The organism is Pelagimonas phthalicica (genome assembly GCF_004364805.1).
GTDB lineage: Bacteria > Pseudomonadota > Alphaproteobacteria > Rhodobacterales > Rhodobacteraceae > Pelagimonas > Pelagimonas phthalicica.
In genome coordinates, this window is record NZ_SOAP01000002.1 from 1,164,288 (window position 1) to 1,183,168 (window position 18,881).

Below are 18,881 nucleotides of genomic sequence, written 5' to 3' on the forward strand. Positions count from 1 at the left end.
ACGCATATCTTTGATAAAGATCAAAACACAAGAATTCTCTTATGCGTGCACATGACATCGTCAGCAGCGGCTCGAATGGGCCACAGGGTGTTCAAAAGAAAACCCGCGCCGGTAAGGCACGGGTTCAAAAGCGTAAATAGGTCAGAGCCTTAGGTGTTGAACAAGAAGTGCATGACGTCGCCGTCTTTGACGAGATAGCCCTTGCCCTCCGCGCGCATCTTACCCGCCTCTTTGGCCCCAGATTCACCGTTGCAGGCGACGTAATCATCATAGGCGATGGTTTCCGCGCGAATGAACCCACGTTCAAAATCACCGTGGATCACACCCGCCGCTTGCGGGGCCAAAGTGCCTTGCTTGATGGTCCAGGCGCGGGCCTCTTTCGGGCCGACGGTGAAATAGGTTTCGAGCTGCAACAACTCGTAACCGGCTTTGATCAAACGATCGAGACCGGCCTCTTCAAGCCCCAACTCACCCAGGAACATTTCAGCCTCTTCATCCTCAAGCTGGCTGATTTCCTCTTCGATCTTGGCGGAGATCACCACATGGGTGTTGCCCTGTGCTGCGGCCATTTCGGCAACCTTTTCGGACAGGTGGTTGCCAGTGGCTGCCTCGCCCTCATCCACGTTGCAAACGTAAAGAACCGGCTTGGTCGACAAGAGCTGCAACATGTTCCAGGCCTTGCGATCTTCGTCATCGACCTCGACCAGACGCGCGGGTTTGCCCTGCTCCAGCATCTCCATCGCCTGTTTCATCAGACGTTCCTGCTGCACCGCCTCTTTGTCGCCGCCGCGCACTTTGCGCACGATGTTCTGCAACCGCTTTTCCAGCGATTCCATATCGGCGATGATCAGCTCGGTCTCGATGGTTTCGGCATCCGACACCGGATCGACACGGCCATCGACATGGGTCACGTCCTCATCCTCGAAACAGCGCAGCACATGGGCGATGGCGTCGGTTTCGCGGATATTGGCCAGGAACTGGTTGCCCAGACCTTCGCCCTTGGAGGCCCCTTTGACCAGACCAGCAATGTCGACAAAGGTCATGCGGGTCGGAATGATCTGGGCTGAGCCAGCGATACCCGCCAGTTTATCCAAACGCACATCCGGCACAGCCACATCGCCAACATTCGGTTCGATGGTACAGAATGGAAAATTGGCCGCCTGCGCCGCCGCGGTTTTGGTCAATGCGTTGAACAGGGTCGACTTGCCCACATTGGGCAGACCCACGATTCCCATCCGAAAGCCCATATGCTCGCCCCTTTTCGACAAAGATCGGTGAATTTCAGTCTGGCGTTGTCTAGTCGTGCAAGGCTTGGGGTGCAAGCCTTGCACAAGGGGCAATTCCGCCTCTTTTCACGGTTTCCGATGCTATTTTTCTACAAAAAGCGGCCCGGACCCTTTGGTCCAGAACCGATACATCAAAAGCGCGGCAGCCACGGCCAGCCCAAGCACCAGCCCAATCCAGATCCCAGCCGCGCCCCAATCGACGACAAAGCCAAAGATATAGGCGGAGGGCAGCCCGATCCCCCAATAGGCAATGGCCGCCATGATCATCGGCACCTGCGTATCCAGCAAGCCGCGCAAAAGGCCCAAATGGATCACCTGCATCGCGTCCACCAGTTGGAACAGCGCCGCCAGAGCCAAGAGGATCGTGCCAATGCGCAGCAGCTCATCCAATTGCTCTTCTTTCGGATCAAAGAAGATGCCCAGCAGCGTTTCGGGGAACAGCAAAAAGGCCGAAGTCGCCAGCGCCACGAGGCACAAGGACAGGAAGGTCACGACTTTGGCCCCTTTGATCAGGTGATCCGCATCCTGACGGCCCTTGGCATTACCTGCGCGGATCGTGGCGGCATTGGACAGGCCGACATGCATCATAAAGGTCGCGCTGGCGATCTGCAGGGCCGCACCATGCGCCGCCAAGGGCACCTCGCCCAGCCAGCCCATCAGAACTGCGGAAATGGCGAAAAGGGCAACTTCGGCCAGAGTGGTCAGTCCGATCGGCAGGCCAAGTCGGAAGATGCGCGCGAACATTTCGCCATCGGACTTCCAAAACCGGACAAACAGCTGGTGTTGCGGCAGTTTCCTGAGCGCATAAAGGATGGTCAGCAGCAGCCCCGCAGTGGTCGACAAAACCGAGGCAATCGCCGCCCCTTGCAAACCCAGCTCTGGCGCGCCCCAATTGCCGAAAATCAGGGCGTAGTTGGCAAAGGCATTCACCACGGCAGAAGCCACCGTGATCCAAAGCACAATCCGCGTATGTTCGAGCCCCGCCAGATAGCTTTTCAACACCATGACGCCCAGCGCGGGCAACATGCCCCAACCGGCGATCCTTAGATAGGTTTGGGCATTTTGAGCAACACTGACCTCTTGCCCAACCGCGCTGAGCAAAGTGCCGGAAAACCACATAAGCGGCATGACAGCGGCAAAGAACAGGCCCGACCACCAAAGCGCCATGCGAGTGGCGCGGCGGATCTGCTGATCATCATTCTTGGTCGCGTAATCCGCCACCATCGGCATGACGGCAAAGGCAAAACCCGAGCCGAACAGCAGCAAGGAAAAGAACAAAGAGCCAGCAAGCGTCATGGCAGCCAATTCGGCTACGCCATACCAGCCCATCATGATGGAATCAGTCAAACCAATGGCGAATTGCGCCAAATGCCCGCCCACCAAAGGCAGGCCAAGAACCAACACGGCGCGGCCGTGCTGAACATATGTCATATCACTTGTGCTCATTTACCCGAGGTAGAGCGCATTTCGAGGCGGCGCAAGGATTCGCAAACCGCCCAAATTATGTGCAGCAGTTCTGCCACCATCCGTGCTACAATCGATTTAGTTTTCGTGACCAAAGGATTGCAAATGTCGACAAGTGTTGAGACGAAAACCCTTTTTCAGGACGCGCGTCAGTTTCTGTCAGAGTTGGAAAAGAACAATTCAAAGGAATGGTTTCAGGCCAATAAGGCGCGCTATGACACCGAACTCAAACGCCCGGCAGAACGGTTATTGGCGGATGTTGCGGAGTTTCTTGAGGCGATCAGCGGGACGCCCCCGAAACCGAAACTGTTCCGCCCTCATCGTGATGTTCGGTTTTCCAAAGACAAGACACCCTATCACACGCATCTGCATCTCTTGTGGTCCTTGCCGGACGGGCGCAGTTGGATGCTGGGGATTGCGACCGGCTATGCGACCGCTGGGGCGGGTATCATGGGTTTTGAGAAACCTCACCTTGAGGCCTATCGCGCGGCGGTGGCGACGGGTGGGGAAGACTTGCAAAAAATCCTGACCGATGGCGCGTGGCGCGTAGAAGAGCCAGAGCTCAAACGCGTCCCCGCCCCCTACCCGTCTGACCATCCAAGCGCTACGTTGCTGCGGCGCAAGGGATTGGTGGCCTGGCGGGACGATCTGGAGGCGGGATTGAGCAATGATCCAGAAGCGGCCCTGAAGGACGTATTTTCCGAGCTAAAGCCGGTTCAGGATTGGCTTGCGCGCGTCGTAAGTTGACCGCGCAAGCCAAGAGCGCCTTGTTCAGGACTTTCTGGAATCCGGATGCAGCGCCGTACCCAGAATGTGATCGGATTTGTGGATCACATGGCTGGCCCCGCCAACGATCAGCGGATCAGGAAATTTCGCCAATTCCGGGTCTTTGCCCGGGTAATCGATTGTCGACAGGAAATGCCGCATACAATTGATACGGGCGCGCTTTTTGTCGTTTGACTTGATCACAGTCCAAGGCGCATCAGCGGTGTCCGTGTAAAAGAACATCGCCTCTTTGGCCTCGGTGTAATCATCCCACTTGCCAAGGGATGCTTTGTCAATCGGGCTCAGCTTCCACTGTTTCAGGGGGTCGGTTTCGCGGCTTTTGAAGCGGGTGCGCTGTTCGTCCTGAGTGACCGAGAACCAGTATTTATACAGCCGGATGCCCGAACGCACCAACATGCGTTCCAAATCTGGCGTTTGGCGCATGAATTCAAGGTAATCATTGGGTTCGCAGAACCCCATGACACGCTCAACGCCCGCCCGGTTATACCAAGAACGGTCATATAGAACAATCTCGCCCTCGGTCGGCAAGTGGTTGATGTAGCGCTGGAAATACCACTGACCGCGTTCTTCGTCGGTTGGTTTGTTCAGTGCGACCACGCGGGCATGACGCGGGTTCAAATGCTCGGTAAAGCGTTTGATTGTGCCGCCCTTGCCTGCCGCGTCCCGCCCTTCGAACAGCAGAACAAATTTCTGCCCGGTCTCCAATGCCCAATGCTGAACCTTCAGCAATTCGGCCTGAAGCTGGGCCTTTTCCTTTTCGTAATCCTTGCGCGACAGCTTTTCCGTATAGGGGTATTCGCCCGTCTCAAAAGCTCGGCGGATATCGTCAGGCGACGGGCGCGCGGCCACTGTCGGCTTGGCCTCTTGGACCTCAGCAACCGAAGCTGTGCCCTTGTCCGCCTCAACGGCTTTTGTCACAGTTTGCGGCTTGGCTGCGGGCGATTTAGAGTTGGTAGAAGCGGTTCGCGCGGTGGTCATACATATTCCTTTCACTGTTGTCGCGCATATCCTAACCCTAGCGGAGATGCCCCGCTTTGACCCCTGTCAAAAAACCGTCACAAACGGCACATCTATTTTCGGCTCTTGCCCGGACAGACCTCTCTTGGCATTGATTTTCCCCAACGCTTCCGGCAACAGGGCATGACCACCCTTTGGAGACAGCCATGACTCGCATCGACACCAAATTCGCTCAACTCGCTGAACAGGGCACCAAAGCCTTTGTTGCCTATATCATGGCAGGCGATCCTGACACCGAGCGGTCGCTGGAGTTGATGCGCGGGCTGCCCGGTGCCGGTGTCGATGTGATCGAGCTTGGTCTGCCTTTCACCGATCCAATGGCCGATGGGGCGACCATTCAGCTTGCGGGTCAGCGCGCGCTGGATGCTGGCATGACGCTGGAAAAAACCCTGCAAATGGTGCGCGAATTCCGCAGCGAAGATGATACGACACCGATTGTGTTGATGGGCTATTACAACCCGATCTATTCGCGTGGCGTCGACAAATTCCTGGTGGATGCCAAAGAGGCCGGGATTGACGGTTTGATCGTGGTTGATCTGCCACCGGAAGAAGATGCCGAATTGTGCATTCCCGCGCAAAAGGCCGGGTTGAACTTCATTCGCCTTGCCACGCCAACAACCGATGATGACCGTCTGCCCAAGGTTCTGCAGAACACATCAGGGTTTGTATATTACGTGTCGATCACCGGAATCACCGGTGCCGCCGCTGCTCAGGCCACCGATGTGGGCCCCGAGGTTGCCCGCATCAAAGCCAAAACCGACCTGCCTGTCATTGTCGGGTTTGGCATCCGCACTCCGGACACGTCTCGCGATATTGCGTCGGTGGCTGATGGCTGCGTGGTTGGCTCCGCTATTGTCAGCGAAATGGCCAGTGGCAAGCCGGTTTCCGAAGTTTTGGACTTTGTGAAATCCCTGTCGGATGGCGCTCATTCGGCATAAGGGCGCAACAGGCGGGCCATGCAGCCCGCCAGTTCCTCGCGACGGATTGGTTTGGGCACATGCGCGTCCATGCCACGGCTGAGGTAATCCTTGATCTGGCCGCTCATTGCGTTGGCCGTCAGCGCAATGATGGGCACGGGAACCATGCGATTGGCCCGCTCAAAGACCCGAATGCGCGCCGCCGCCTCGATCCCGTTCAGGACCGGCATGTTCACATCCAGCAAAACGATATGCGCTGGATTGGCCTGAAACGCATTCACAAGCTGCAGCCCATCTTCGACGATCTGGAGATCAAAATCGTAGCGTTTGAGCAGCAGCTCCAGCACGCGTTGATTGGTCTGATTGTCCTCAGCCGCCAAGACGCGCCATTGACGCGCCTTAAGGACATCTTTGATCTCGGGATAAAAGGTGCGTTCTTCGCCATCTCGCGCACACGGGGTAACGCGCATTGTTGCGGCAAAAACAGATCCGCGGGATTTGCCCGGGGCAAAACGCAGCTCACCGCCCATCAAACGACAGAATTTCTGAGAAATTTCCAGGCGCAGCCCCTCAGCCTCAAAAGCGTCCGGCACAAAGGACGTCCCTTCCTCCAGGGCTTGGGTAAGCTGTTTTTGGCTGTCCTCAGAAAGAGTTACCCCAGTATCGCTGATTTCTAGCGTTAGAACCCCCTCTTCGACCATGGCTTGGACGCTGATTTCACCTGCCGAAGTGCGGGCCACTGCACCGGACAGGAGGCAGGACAGGATTTTCTTGATCTTGGTAGGGTCGCCTTTGACCGAACCACGAATACCAGTGCCAAATTCCAAGTCGAACTTGAGCCCTTTATCCCCGGCCGTGCTGGCAAAACCCTTATTGGTTTCGCGCAGCAACCGAGGAAGATTGAACCCAGTCTGATCCACGGTCATTGAACCAGCTTCGATTTTGGCGAGGTCCAGAAGGTCGGTCAACACATTCAGCAAGGCATCGCCAGAGTCTGCAATGGTGCCCACCATGTCAGCCTCGGCTTGTTGAAGATCACTTTCCTGCAACGCCGTTGCCATACCGAGAATATGGTTCAGCGGCGTTCTGATCTCCTGACTGATCATGGTCAGAAAGCTACTTTTGGCAGAGCGTGATTGGCCCAAAACCTGCGTGACCTTGTCGATCTCCGTCGGTTCCAAAGGCTGCGCTTGGACTGCTGGGGCGACCTTTTCCCTCTCTGATCGACGCGCACCGAAACGAATTGAATCTGGCCGGTTCATCGCTAGGGCCCCAGCTCTTGAGACGCGACCTGACACCGCGTTCCGGCAAGAAATGCGCGTCGAAACAGATCCTGACCTGCCTTCACGCACCCCCAGCTATCCAGGCGAAGCAGCCCCGGAAATCGCCCGTCACTTTGCATCCGAATTGCCATAATCCGCCCTGAAACAACTTTGCTGAAACATTGCTAGGCCAAAGCAGTGAAGACCTGCTTAAAACCACCAAACTTGAACTGCGGCAATTCACCCATTGCGCTAAATGCACCATATTGGTAACAAGCCTTTACCAATTTGCGAGGTTTCCATGCCAGTCATCACCGAAATCAACGATCTCAAGCGCATCTACCGCCGCCGTGTGCCCAAGATGTTTTACGACTATTGTGAATCCGGCAGCTGGAGCGAGCAAACCTTTCGCGAAAACACCTCAGATTTTGAGAAACTGCATCTGCGTCAACGGGTTGCCGTGGATATGTCTGGCCGCTCGACCAAGACACAGATGATCGGACAAGATGTGTCGATGCCAGTAGCGCTCGCCCCGGTCGGATTGACCGGCATGCAGCATTTCGATGGCGAGATCAAAGCCGCCAAAGCTGCCGAGGAATTCGGCGTTCCGTTTTGCCTGTCCACCATGTCGATCTGCTCGATCGAGGATGTGGCGGAAAACACCAATGCACCGTTCTGGATGCAGGTCTATACGCTCAAAGATGATGATTTCATGCAGCGCCTGTTTGATCGCGCCAAGGCGGCCAAGTGTTCCGCGGCAGTGATCACCGTTGACCTGCAATTACTGGGCCAACGTCATAAGGACCTGAAAAACGGCCTGTCTGCCCCGCCAAAACTGACTGCACAATCGGTCGCCAATATGATGACGAAGGTCCAGTGGGGCCTGGGTATGTTGCAAACCAAACGGCGTTTCTTTGGCAATATTGTCGGCCACGCGCATGGGGTTGAGGACGCGTCCTCTCTTTCATCCTGGACGGCAGAAAGCTTTGATCAGTCGCTGAACTGGGACCGCATCCGCGAATTCCGAAAGATGTGGGATGGTCCCCTGATCATCAAAGGTATCATGGACCCGCGCGACGCGCTTGAGGCCTGCAATGTCGGCGCGGATGCCATCATTGTGTCCAACCATGGTGGTCGGCAGTTGGATGGCGCACTGAGCTCGATCCGCGCGCTGGAGCCGATCATGGACGCGGTTGGCGACAAGATCGAGGTGCATCTCGACAGCGGCGTGCGCTCCGGTCAGGACGTGCTCAAAGCGGTGGCCATGGGTGCCAAGGGCTGCTGGATCGGTCGCGCCTTTGTCTACGGGCTTGGCGCGATGGGAGAGGCCGGTGTCACCAAGGCCTTGGAGGTCATCCACAAAGAGCTGGATCTGTCGATGGCTCTGACTGGCCACACAGATATCAACACCGTCGACAAAGATATCCTGATGATCCCAAAGGATTTTTCCGACAACTGGAAATAAGGTCTGGTCGCGCCAGTGGCGCGATCACCCCCGGTATCGCGCCACCATTGGCACCAGCACCAGCGGGGCCAGCATCAGCAATATCGCAATTGCGGTAAAGGAGACGGGCAACCCAAACCCTTCGGCCAGAAAGCCCATGAGCGGTGGGCCGATGAAAAAGCCCGCATATCCCAGAACCGCGATGCGCGAGATTGCCAGGGCCTTCTTTTCATCCGGAACCATGCGCCCGACCCAGGCAAACGCCATAGGGGCGACAACGGACACGCCCAGCCCCAACAGGCCGAACCCCAGATAAGCCACTGGGAGGTTCTGCGCCCAGGCAGCAATGACCGATCCAATCGCCGCCAGGCTTGCGGCAAAGGTGATCACTTTGGCTTCGGTCCAGACATGGATGATTGCTTGCCCAGACAGACGCCCGACGGCCATGGTCAGGCCTAGTATCGCCGGGCCAAAAGCCCCCTCGGCCGCCCCTGCCCCCAGGCCACGTTCCAAATGCAGCGCTGACCAGGCCTCGGTCGCCTGCTCGGACATAAAGGCCAAGAGAACAATCAATCCGGCCGGGATCAGCAAGACCAGAGGCAGACGGCGGGAGGCGGTTTCATTGGAGCTCGGCTCAGGATCTGGAACCGGGGCCGTGATCATCTGCCAGATCAGCAAAGCACATAACCCAGCCTCAGCGGATAGGATCATCGCAGGGGACCAACCAATCTCGCGGCCAAAACCGCCCAGAAGGGCAGATAAGGCGTAAGCGACCGAAAATATCCCATGCGCCAGATTCATCAGGGGCCGTCCATGCCGCCCCTCAAGAATCGAAATCCGAGCATTCATTGCGACGTCCAGCGAACCTGACGCCATCGTAGCCGCCATCATGGCCCCAGACAGCATGACCGCATTGCTCGCGTGGCCCGGTAACAGGAAAGCCAAAGCCATCGCCGTGGCCAGAACCGGCAAACACCAGCGTCCCAAAGCGGCCTCAGCACGCGGTGCCAGCCACATCGCGCTGACCGCCCCCAAGGCTGCAATAAGCATGACAGTGCCAAAGGCCCCATCACCTAGCCCAGCATTGGCTTTGATCACAGGAACAAGCGCCGCAAAGCTGCCCCAGAACAGGCCTTCGGCTGCAAAGGCGGCCAAAGGGCCGCGGGAAATATAGATATCACGCAACATGGCGAAACTGGTGTCATGGATTTTTGTTAGCGTCCAAACACCATTTGCAACCATATATTTCAAAGCGCTTTGGCTGCCTCGACATTATCTAAGATCGAGCCTGCACGCCCCTTTGTCAGGTCAGGTGCGTCTTGAAGTGAGACAGCGTTCGCTCCCACGATAGATTGGCCATCTCCTCATCATATCTTGGGGTGCTGTCATTGTGGAAACCGTGATGCGCGCCATCATAGAAATGCGCCTCATAGGCTTTTCCATTGGCCTGCAATGCGGCCTCGTAATCAGGCCAGCCCGCATTCACACGTTTGTCCAAAGCACCGTAATGCAGCAGCAAAGGGGCCTGAATTTTGGGGACATCTTCGGCAGCGGCCTGTCGTCCATAATAGGGCACGGCGGCCTTCAGCTCGGGAAAGGCGACCGCCGCAGCATTTGCAACGCCGCCGCCGTAACAAAAGCCAGTTATCCCGACATTTCCCGTCGATCCCTCGTGCGACATCAGAAATTCAACCGCAGCGAAAAAATCATTCATCAGCTTGGTACGGTCCACGGTTTTTTGCAGTGCTTTGCCCTCTGGGTCATTGCCCGGATACCCGCCAACCGAGGTCAAGCCATCCGGGGCCAGTGCCAGAAAACCAGCCTTGGCCAGGCGACGTGCCACATCTTCGATATAGGGGTTCAAACCACGATTTTCGTGAACGACAACCACCGCTGGCAATTTGCCCTCGGCGGCGGCAGGGCGCACCATATAGCCGCGCACCTCTCCGTGCCCGTTGGGCGATGGGTAGAGAATGTATTCCGGTAAGATGTCTGGATCGTTAAAGGAAACTTGCTGCGCCAAGGCGTAGTTCGGCGACATCAATCCAAGAATCGTCGTCGCCGTCATCCCTGCGACCGTGAATTTGGCCGCGCCTTGGAGAAACTCACGCTTGGTGATCATGCCATGCGCGTAGAAATCATAGAGCTCCAAAAGTTCCGGGTGAAAATCTTTTGCCGTCAATCGTGCCATTTTCGTTCTCCCATTTTAGAGGAGAAGGTAGCACGATCTGAGGCATTTCAACTTCAAGGCTTCGTGACAGGCGACGGCAATCAGGGGCTACCCCGCAAATCCTGCACGGGATCAACAGAATCAGCTTGCCAAATCCCGCAATCCGGTCTACGCGCACAGCTTCAACGCGGGGTGACAGCCTTGGAGGCACCCTGCCCTATATTTGGAGAATTCAAAATGGCGAAAGAGATTCCTAATCTCGTAGCTACCGCACGCACGGGGACAGGCAAGGGCGCCGCTCGTCAGGCACGTCGTGACGGTCAAGTTCCTGGTATCGTGTTTGGTGGCGACGCTGATCCCCTGCCGATCAACGTTCCTTTCAACGTTCTGCTCAAGAACCTGAAAGCTGGCCGCTTTAAGTCCACCCTGTGGAACCTGCAGGTTGAAGGCCATGAAGACGTGCGCGTAATCTGCCGCGACGTTCAGCGCGACGTTGTAAAAGACCTGCCAACGCATGTTGATTTCATGCGCCTGCGCCGCACATCCAAAGTGGCCCTGTTCATTCCTGTTGAGTTCATCAACGAGGAAACCGCGCCTGGCATCAAAAAAGGCGGCGTTCTGACTGTTGTCCGCCCCGAAGTTGAGCTGGAAGTGACCGCCGGTGACATCCCTGATCACATCACCGTTGATCTGGCAGGCATGAATGTTGGCGACATCGTTCACATCTCTGACGTGACCCTGCCAGAAGGTGCCAAGCCAACCATCGATCGTGACTTTGTTATCGCGAATATTTCCGCGCCATCGGGCCTGAAATCTTCCGAAAACGAAGAAGGCGACGACGCAGAAGAAGCAGTTGCAGCCGAAGAGTAAGCTCTTTCGCTTCGCAGAAATACAAAGCCCCGCTCAATTCGAGCGGGGCTTTTTGTTTGGTCTGCCTCGTTGAGTGATGCAGCCCTGACTGATCAGGGCTGCGAAACAGGCTTTAGCTGGCAGGTGCTTTGTCCAACGCCTCAAGCAACGTGCCGAGGTTGTGCTGGAACATTGTCAGGTAGCTGGTTGCCGGGCCACCACGCTCAGACAGCGCGTCCGAGAACAGACGGCCACCGATCTCAAGACCGGTTTCATCGGCCACTTGCTTGACCAGGGCCGGGCTGGTGATGTTTTCCACGAACAGCGCCGCTGCACCTGCGGATTTAATCTGGTCGATCAGTTCCGCCAATTCCTTGGCCGATGGTTCGGCTTCGGTGTCGATACCGACCGGGGCCAGGAAGTTCATACCATAGGCATCCGCCAGATAGCCAAAGGCGTCATGTGCGGTCACGACCGTGCGACGCTCTGCCGGCAAACCTGCCAGTTTCGCTTTGGTCTCGGCATCCAGGGCTTTGAGCTTGGCGATATAGGCTTGGGCATTGGCGTCAATGTCAGCCGCATGATCTGGCATCGCTTCTTTCATCGCTGCCGCGACATTGGTGACATAGATCACCCCATTGGACAGCGAATTCCAAGCATGTGGATCAGCCGTACCATCAACCATCACCGGGGTGACACCTTCGGTTGCAACATGGACGACGGCCTTGGTGCCGGATTCTGCGATCAGGGTGTCGGACCAGGTCTCAAAGCCCAGACCATTTACAAACACAACATCTGCCTCAGCGACTGCACGGGCATCCGCAACGGAGGGCTGATAGACATGGGCGTCTGCATCTGGGCCAACAATGGTTGTTACCTCAGCCATGTCGCCGACAACCTCTTCGACCATGTCACCCAGGATCGAAAAGCTGGCGACGATCTTGACGTCATGTGCCAAGGCCGGACCTGCAACCAGAGCCAAAGCCGCAGAGGCAATACCGGCATAGAAAGAATTGATAAGCTTCATTGTGCTCTCTCTTCAGATTGAATTTGCGCAACGGGATGAGTTTTGGACACAGACGGTTTGCGCAGCCGTCCGCCAAATCCGAGCGGCCCAAGGACGGCCGAGATTAAAAAGAAACCACCCGCGACCAACACAATGGCCGGTCCCGACGGGGTGTTTGGGAACAGGTAGGACAGAGTCAAACCAATCCAGCAACTGGCCAGCGCAAAGGCAAAGCTGAGCGCCAGCTGTCCGGTGATCGTGCTGGCCCAATAGCGCGCCGCGGTGGCGGGCAGGATCATGAGGCCAACGGCCATTAAGGTGCCCAAAGTCTTGAACGCTGCCAAAAGGTTGAGCACTAGAAGCAGCATAAAGCCCTGATCCACCAACCAAGGCCAGCGGGTTTGGGTTTCGAAAAACACCGGGTCGCAGGTGCTGACGATCAGCGGACGCAGCAGAAAGGCAAAGGCAACCAGAGTGAAGGTCGCGACACCGCCCACCAGCATCATTGACGCATCATCAATGCCCAGGATCGAACCAAAAAGGAAGCTTTTGAGCGGAACGGCCGAGCCCGCAGCCGAGAGGATAAAAATGCCCAGTGCCAAGGCGATCAGATAGAGCGAGGCAAGGCTGGCATCGCTGCGCAGAATTGTCTTGCGCGCCAAAAGCGCGGTCAAAGCAGCAACACCAATCCCGGCCAGCAAACCACCGATCAACAGCGAAAAGACAGACAGCCCCGCCATGACAAAGCCGATCACGATGCCGGGCGTGATCGCATGGGCCATCGCCTCACCCGCAAGGGACAGGCGGCGCAGGACCAAAAAAGTGCCCACCGGTGCGACAGAAGCCGATAGCACAGTCGTCGCCACAAAGGCCCGACGCATAAAGGCGAAATCCCACATTTCACTGAGCAGTTCAAACATCGGCAACCTCCAACCGCGCAGCACTGTCCCGGAACATCCATGAGGCCTGGCTTTCAGAGAGATAGCCCTGCGCCACCAACCGATCCGGCGTCAAAACCTCGTTCACCGCGCCATACGTCGCCTCTTGCCCACCAAGCAGTAGCGCGTGGCTGCAATGGTCCAACACAGAGGACAGATCATGCACGACCAACACAACCGCGCGGCCTTCTTCGCGCCAACGGCGGATGATTGTCAGCAAATGCGCCTCGGTGCTTTGATCAACGGCGGCAAAGGGCTCATCCAGCAAGATCAAGGGCGCATCCTGCATGATCACACGGGCAAACAAGGCACGTTGGAGCTGCCCGCCTGACAGCGTGTGCAGCGGGCGGTCTGCGATGTCCAAGACGCCCACCTCTTCCAGGGCTTTATCGACGCATTTGCGCGCCTCGGCGTTCAAACCGGACCGCAACCCAAAACCGCGCCATGCCCCCATCGCGGCCAGATCCCGGACACGAATGGGAAAACGGCGGTCAAACTCAGTCATTTGCGCCAGATAGCCAATTTCGCGTGGCTTGCCCTGTGGCCAGTGCAAATTGCCCGAAAGCGGGTTCAGCAACCCCAGCAGCATTTTGACAAAGGTGCTTTTGCCCGCGCCGTTGGCCCCAAGAACAGCCAGGGTCGACCCGGCTTCGATATCCATATCGAGCCCGCGAAACAGCGTCAGATCGCGATACCCCAGGGTGAGATCGCGGATTTGCAGAACCGACGACATTACAGCACCCACAGGATGGCCAGCCATAAGAGACCGGCAAAAGCCAAGGCCCCGACCGACAACAGCACCACGCTGAATTCCGTCAGGCAGCGCGCCTTAGATGTTTCTGTTTGGTGTCCAGACCTGGCTGATGCCATGATGTGACCTCCGCAAGAACGGGGTCGGGGCAAAGACAGAATGAAGACCGGACGTTTCCGTATCAAACATGATCAGCTACCTCCGGGGCACCCCGCCCAGATTCGTTTCAGATGACATGGCAGGTCTCCTGACTCACGGGTTAGCGCCTGTCCCAACCTTCCCGGGTTTCAAACCCAGTGGCTTTTGGGGAGGCTCGCCGCTTACAGTTGCGGGGGCAGTCACGGAGTTGGCGCCTGATGGCTACACCTCACCGTGTTCCCTTTTAAGGTCGGCCGGATTGTCCCAAGCTGACCACCATGCGCAGAGCAATGTCTGATTCCGCTGATCCGCGCAAGAAATTTCTGCATCTCTTGTTTCCGTAGAAACGTGGATCAGGGAAATGGCCCGGCCCTTTCGATACGGGAAAAAGGAAAACGGCCCCCGAATGATCGAGGGCCGTCTTGTCTGTTTTGGTCGCGTTGGGCTTAGCCGATTTTCGCACCGTCTTCGCGCCATACGGCAACAACAGAGGAGCGAGGCTTGCCTTCACCATCCGGCCATTGACCGCCCGGGTGCTGAACGCCAACAAAGGCCACGGTCTTGTCGAGGTTCCAGCACAGGCCGGTTACTTCGGCACCGTAAGGAACAGTCATAAAGCGCGCGATTTCACCTGTTTCCGGGTCGCCAACCAGCATCTGGTTGTTGCCCATGCCGGCAAAGTCACCTTCGTTCTTGTAGTTACCATCGGTCTGGATCCACAGCATGCCTGTGCTGTCAAACACCATTCCGTCGGGCGAGTTGAACATGTTGCCTTCGTTCACGTTATCCGAACCGGCATATTCATTGTCATAAACGGTTGGGTTACCGGCCATGACATAGAGATCCCAGGTAAAGGCCTCGGCCGCGTGGTTCTCATCCGCTGGGGTCCAGCGCACGATCTGACCGTAATGGTTGGTCTCACGCGGGTTCGGGCCATTGACGGCGGTGTCATCGCCACCGGCGTTTGGCTTAACACCGCGGTTTTTGTTGTTGGTCAGGGCGCAATAGCTTTCGACCTTGACCGGGTTGGTAGCCACCCATTCCGGGCGGTCCATGGTGGTCGCGCCAACAGCCGAAGCCGCCATACGGGTGAAGCAGAGAATATCAGCCGCATCCATGCCGGTGGTTTCAGGTGTCAGGGCCAGCCATTCACCGGACTGATCATCGTTGAACTTGGCCGCATAAAGCGTGCCTTCGTTCAGCAGGTCACCGCCATAGGTGCCCTCGGTCCAGGTGCCCGCAGAGACGAATTTGTAGAGATATTCGCCACGCTCATCGTCGCCCATATAGACAACAACACGACCGTCCCTTGCATGGGCCATAGAGGCGTTTTCATGCTTGAAACGACCCAGAGCAGTGCGCTTTTTCGGGGTCGAGGTTGGGTCTGTTGGGTCGATCTCGGTGATGAAACCGTGACGGTGCGGTTCGTTTGGCTCTTTGGAGATGTCGTAACGCTCATCGAATTTCTCGTAAGCATAGCGACCTTCGCCACCGATACCGTAACGCTTGTAACCTTCACCTTCGGGCATTTCGCCCGTCGCGCCGAAATAGCCGTTAAAGTTTTCTTCGCAGGTCAGGTAAGTGTCCCAGAGGGTGCGGCCGGAACCACAGTTGTTCATGGTACCTTTGACCTTGGTGCCGGATGGGTCGGCATTGGTCTGAACCAGCGCGTGACCGGCCAGCGGCCCTTCGAGAACCATTTCGGTTTCGTGGGTGATGCGGCGGTTCAGCGGGCTGTCCTTGACGACAGCATAGCCGTTGTCACCACGGGCGATTTCCATAACGGTCACACCCTGCAAGTTCTTCAGCAACTGAACTTCGTCAGCGGTCTGAGGCACACCCTCGGAGGCGGCAGGCAGGTTGATCTTGGGGTTCACATATTCAGAGTTCACGGCGATGACTTCTTTGCCGTCAACGTCGAACAATTCCATGCCGTCGGTGTTTTCGCCAAACACCTTATCGGACATGTCCACGCCAACACCGGTTTCACCATTGTAAGCGTCATCAGCTTCGGACCACAGCGCATCGCCCCAACGGACCAGAACCTGGCTCTGATAGCCTTCGGGCACGTGAACAGCAGCGTCAGTGGCGGTTGCGATTGGTTTGAACGCGAAATGCGCATGACCATCCGCGCGGGCCGCGGTGGTGGAGGAGAAAAGGCCAGTGCCAAACACAGCGGCACCGGACCCGAATGCCAATGCACCACCCAGGAAGCCACGGCGCGAAATTGCGCGCTCGACAACGGCGTCAAAACCGTTGTTTTCAGGACGAGGGTCACGATGTTCGTCGAAATCATCCCAAGACAGGTCGACCAGATCTTTATCTGACATGATACAGCTCCTTGCTGGCTAAATTGCTTGCCCAACACCCGAGGGTGACTCACCCGGAAAACGGTGTTGTTCGCGCGGATTTACCGCTTGGACTGTTTAAGATTTGTGTCGCTTTTCTGACGGTTATGTAACACCGCTGATGTCAGCCATTTTCGGCTAATCCGCCGGGGGCTTACCTAAACTCAGGCGATGCGCTATAGCCAAGGAAACGCAGCAGGAGGCGCAGATGCAGCTCTTTGTCGGTCTTGGAAACCCCGGCGGGAAATACGCCAGAAACCGCCATAATATCGGCTTTATGGCGCTGGATCAGATCGCCTCGGATCATGGCTTTGGCCCCTGGAAATCCAAGTTTCAGGGCCAGATCGCCGAGGGACGTTTGGGTGGTGACAAGGTGCTGCTGCTCAAGCCCGAGACCTTTATGAACCTGTCCGGACAATCGGTTGGTGAGGCGATGCGGTTCTACAAGATGGAGCCGGGTGACGTGACCGTCTTTCATGACGAGCTAGACCTGGCCCCGGGTAAATGTCGCGTCAAGATGGGCGGTGGGCATGCGGGGCATAACGGCTTGCGTTCGATCCACGCGCATATTGGCGAGGCCTATCAGCGTATTCGCCTAGGGATTGGACATCCGGGGCGCAAGGATCTTGTGTCCGCCTATGTGCTACATGATTTTCCCAAGGCGGATGATGAGTGGCTGAACAACCTGCTGTGGGGGATCAGCGACGGTGCCGCGCATTTGGCGGACGGCGACACTGGAAAGTTCCAAAACGCCGTCGCACTGAAAACCAACCCGCCGCGTTCGTCGACCTCCAAGCCCAAGGCTGAAAAAACCGAAGAAAAGCCCCCTGCCCCGCAGGAAGAACCCGATACCAGGTCAGCCCTGCAGAAACTGGCAGACAAGTTCCGTTAGGAAACGCATTCTCAGGCTTGCCCTCCTCTCGTTTGATGCGCAGTCTTGGTTTCGGGGAGGACCGAGATGAAGAAATTTCTGCGTGTTTTGGGCATTTTGGGGATGGTCGTCATCGCCTTGGCGGTATGGAAACGAGAGGAATTGATGCGCCTGAACGCGGTCAATACGCTCTTTTCCGAGGACAAGATCGTTCATAATTTCAGCCATATGGCCGACCTCTTTCTCTATCAAGAGATCGCAGCCAAACCTGTTTTAAGCCCGCTCCCTTCCGGGCCGGACATGGCCCTTCCCGCAGATTGGACGGATTGGATCGAGCGGCGCTCTGTCACTGGGGTGGTCATTCTGAACCAGGGCCAGATCGTTCACGAGAGCTATTACAAAGGCACGGGCAAGGATGATGCGCGCATCAGTTGGTCGGTTGCGAAATCCTATCTGTCGGCATTGTTTGGCATCATTCTGGATCAGGGAAAGATCGACAGTCTGGACGACCCGGTGGTCAAATACGCACCCGAGCTAAAGGGCGGGGCCTATGACAGCGCCACTATCCGAAATGTGCTGCAAATGTCCTCGGGCGTGACCTTTGACGAGGACTATCTGGATTTCTGGAGCGACATCAACAAGATGGGGCGCATTCTTGCCCTGGGCGGATCGATGGACGGCTTTGCCGCCGGGCTGACCGAGACATTTGCCGATCCCGGGCAGGAATGGAAATATGTGTCGATCGACACCCATGTATTGGGTATGGTGTTGCGCGGTGCCACAGGTCGATCCGTTCCCGACCTGCTGGGCGAATTTATCATGGCGCCGATGGGCACCTATGGCACGCCGCATTACCTGACTGACGGCAATGGGGTTGCCTTTGTGCTTGGCGGTCTCAACCTGACGACACGCGACTATGCGCGCATGGGCGAAATGTTTCGCAATGATGGTGCGTTCAACGGCCAACAGATCATTCCCGCCGCTTGGGTCGCTGAAAGCACCGCCCCTTCGGCCAAAACCAAACAAGGCAGGCTGCGCTATGGCTATCAATGGTGGAGCCCGTGGCAAAACGAACCGGGCGAATTCCTTGCCCGCGGGGTTTATGGCCAATATGTGTATGTCAACAAAGCTGCAGGGATTGTGATCGCGGTGAATTCAGCGGATCGCGCCTTTCGCGAAGAAGGCGCGTCGGATGACAGTATCGACATGTTTCAGCGGCTGGCGCAATTGGTGCGGGAGGGAAAGTCATGAAAAAGCGGCCTTCGGTCAATGTTTTGGGCGGCATTCTTGAGGAATGTTCACGCACGCCACTGACTGGTTTTTTCCGTGACGGCCATTGCAACACCTGCGCCGAAGATAGCGGTAGCCATACAGTCTGCGCCGTCATGACCGCCGAATTTTTGGCCTATTCCAAATATGTCGGAAATGATCTGTCCACCCCACGCCCCGAATTCAACTTTGCCGGGTTGAAAGAAGGGGATCACTGGTGCCTTTGCGCGGCCCGCTTCCTTCAGGCCCATGACGAAGGCTGTGCACCCAAGGTCGATTTGGCGGCCACACATCAGGATGCATTGGACATTGTTCCGATGAAAGTCCTGGAAGCGCATAAATTGGACAGAGACAGCTGAACCTTT

General features: G+C 56.8%; 18 protein-coding genes and 1 riboswitch. Of the genes, 7 read left to right on the forward strand and 11 right to left on the reverse strand.

Annotation, left to right across the window (positions count from 1 at the left end):
* Window positions 1–149: 149 nt before the first annotated feature.
* The gene (gene ychF / locus CLV87_RS15795) at window positions 150–1,247 is read right to left on the reverse strand and encodes a redox-regulated ATPase YchF (RefSeq protein ID WP_099246896.1); all 1,098 of its coding nucleotides are present in this window, start codon (window positions 1,245–1,247) and stop codon (window positions 150–152) included.
* Window positions 1,248–1,367: 120 nt separating this feature from the next.
* Window positions 1,368–2,717, reverse strand: coding sequence for an MATE family efflux transporter (locus tag CLV87_RS15800; RefSeq protein WP_235871947.1), 1,350 nt, complete (start codon window positions 2,715–2,717; stop codon window positions 1,368–1,370).
* A gap of 138 nt (window positions 2,718–2,855) precedes the next feature.
* Between CLV87_RS15800 and CLV87_RS15805 the strand changes: the two genes are divergently transcribed.
* A complete protein-coding gene (locus CLV87_RS15805) occupies window positions 2,856–3,497 on the forward strand; it encodes a TIGR02453 family protein (RefSeq protein ID WP_099246900.1) in 642 nt (213 codons plus the stop codon).
* Window positions 3,498–3,521: 24 nt separating this feature from the next.
* Here the strand turns inward: CLV87_RS15805 and ppk2 are convergent, their stop codons facing one another.
* Window positions 3,522–4,514 carry a polyphosphate kinase 2 gene (gene ppk2 / locus CLV87_RS15810; RefSeq protein WP_099246902.1) on the reverse strand — a complete coding sequence of 331 codons (993 nt, stop codon included), beginning with the start codon at window positions 4,512–4,514 and terminating at the stop codon, window positions 3,522–3,524.
* A 185-nt stretch (window positions 4,515–4,699) separates the two neighbouring features.
* Here ppk2 and trpA point away from each other — a divergent pair, with 185 nt between their 5' ends.
* Entirely contained in the window at window positions 4,700–5,491 is a 792-nt protein-coding gene (gene trpA / locus CLV87_RS15815; RefSeq protein WP_099246904.1) for a tryptophan synthase subunit alpha, read from the forward strand.
* On the opposite strand, the gene CLV87_RS15820 is transcribed toward trpA, so the two are convergent.
* Window positions 5,479–6,651, reverse strand: coding sequence for a hybrid sensor histidine kinase/response regulator (locus CLV87_RS15820; RefSeq protein ID WP_166652765.1), 1,173 nt, complete (start codon window positions 6,649–6,651; stop codon window positions 5,479–5,481). The genes trpA and CLV87_RS15820 overlap by 13 nt on opposite strands.
* A 382-nt stretch (window positions 6,652–7,033) precedes the next feature.
* On the opposite strand from CLV87_RS15820, the gene CLV87_RS15825 reads away from it, so the two are divergent.
* Window positions 7,034–8,197 (forward strand): alpha-hydroxy acid oxidase, encoded by a 1,164-nt coding sequence (locus CLV87_RS15825; protein ID WP_099246908.1) that lies wholly within the window; start codon window positions 7,034–7,036, stop codon window positions 8,195–8,197.
* Window positions 8,198–8,221: 24 nt separating this feature from the next.
* Here the strand turns inward: CLV87_RS15825 and CLV87_RS15830 are convergent, their stop codons facing one another.
* On the reverse strand, window positions 8,222–9,364 hold the full coding sequence (locus CLV87_RS15830) for an MFS transporter (protein WP_099247868.1): 1,143 nt from the start codon (window positions 9,362–9,364) through the stop codon (window positions 8,222–8,224).
* Window positions 9,365–9,479: 115 nt separating this feature from the next.
* Window positions 9,480–10,367: a YghX family hydrolase gene (yghX, locus tag CLV87_RS15835; protein WP_099246910.1), complete on the reverse strand. Its 888-nt coding sequence runs from the start codon at window positions 10,365–10,367 to the stop codon at window positions 9,480–9,482.
* A 216-nt stretch (window positions 10,368–10,583) separates the two neighbouring features.
* Between yghX and CLV87_RS15840 the strand changes: the two genes are divergently transcribed.
* Window positions 10,584–11,216, forward strand: a complete 633-nt coding sequence (locus CLV87_RS15840; protein WP_099246912.1) for a 50S ribosomal protein L25/general stress protein Ctc — start codon at window positions 10,584–10,586, stop codon at window positions 11,214–11,216.
* Window positions 11,217–11,328: 112 nt separating this feature from the next.
* Here the strand turns inward: CLV87_RS15840 and CLV87_RS15845 are convergent, their stop codons facing one another.
* From CLV87_RS15845 to CLV87_RS15860, 5 genes are all read right to left on the reverse strand, one after another.
* On the reverse strand, window positions 11,329–12,222 hold the full coding sequence (locus CLV87_RS15845) for a metal ABC transporter solute-binding protein, Zn/Mn family (protein ID WP_099246914.1): 894 nt from the start codon (window positions 12,220–12,222) through the stop codon (window positions 11,329–11,331).
* The gene (locus CLV87_RS15850) at window positions 12,219–13,121 is read right to left on the reverse strand and encodes a metal ABC transporter permease (RefSeq protein ID WP_218012920.1); all 903 of its coding nucleotides are present in this window, start codon (window positions 13,119–13,121) and stop codon (window positions 12,219–12,221) included. Before CLV87_RS15850 ends, CLV87_RS15845 begins: the two co-directional genes overlap by 4 nt.
* Window positions 13,114–13,872 (reverse strand): metal ABC transporter ATP-binding protein, encoded by a 759-nt coding sequence (locus CLV87_RS15855; RefSeq protein WP_166652766.1) that lies wholly within the window; start codon window positions 13,870–13,872, stop codon window positions 13,114–13,116. The genes CLV87_RS15850 and CLV87_RS15855 overlap by 8 nt, the downstream gene beginning before the upstream one ends.
* On the reverse strand, window positions 13,872–14,009 hold the full coding sequence (locus CLV87_RS23925) for a hypothetical protein (RefSeq protein WP_166652767.1): 138 nt from the start codon (window positions 14,007–14,009) through the stop codon (window positions 13,872–13,874). The genes CLV87_RS15855 and CLV87_RS23925 overlap by 1 nt, the downstream gene beginning before the upstream one ends.
* 101 nt (window positions 14,010–14,110) lie before the next feature.
* Window positions 14,111–14,324, reverse strand: a riboswitch (cobalamin riboswitch).
* 150 nt (window positions 14,325–14,474) lie between these two features.
* Complete coding sequence (locus CLV87_RS15860) at window positions 14,475–16,358, reverse strand: PhoX family protein (protein ID WP_099246918.1); 1,884 nt, start codon at window positions 16,356–16,358, stop codon at window positions 14,475–14,477.
* A 226-nt stretch (window positions 16,359–16,584) separates the two neighbouring features.
* On the opposite strand from CLV87_RS15860, the gene pth reads away from it, so the two are divergent.
* The 3 genes from pth (at window position 16,585) to CLV87_RS15875 (ending at window position 18,875) form a co-directional block, all read left to right on the forward strand.
* Window positions 16,585–17,268, forward strand: a complete 684-nt coding sequence (gene pth / locus CLV87_RS15865) for an aminoacyl-tRNA hydrolase (RefSeq protein WP_099246920.1) — start codon at window positions 16,585–16,587, stop codon at window positions 17,266–17,268.
* Between the two features lie 66 nt (window positions 17,269–17,334).
* Window positions 17,335–18,498 (forward strand): serine hydrolase domain-containing protein, encoded by a 1,164-nt coding sequence (locus CLV87_RS15870; protein ID WP_099246922.1) that lies wholly within the window; start codon window positions 17,335–17,337, stop codon window positions 18,496–18,498.
* Window positions 18,495–18,875, forward strand: a complete 381-nt coding sequence (locus CLV87_RS15875) for a DUF2237 family protein (protein ID WP_099246924.1) — start codon at window positions 18,495–18,497, stop codon at window positions 18,873–18,875. Before CLV87_RS15870 ends, CLV87_RS15875 begins: the two co-directional genes overlap by 4 nt.
* The last annotated feature ends 6 nt before the right edge of the window (window positions 18,876–18,881 follow it).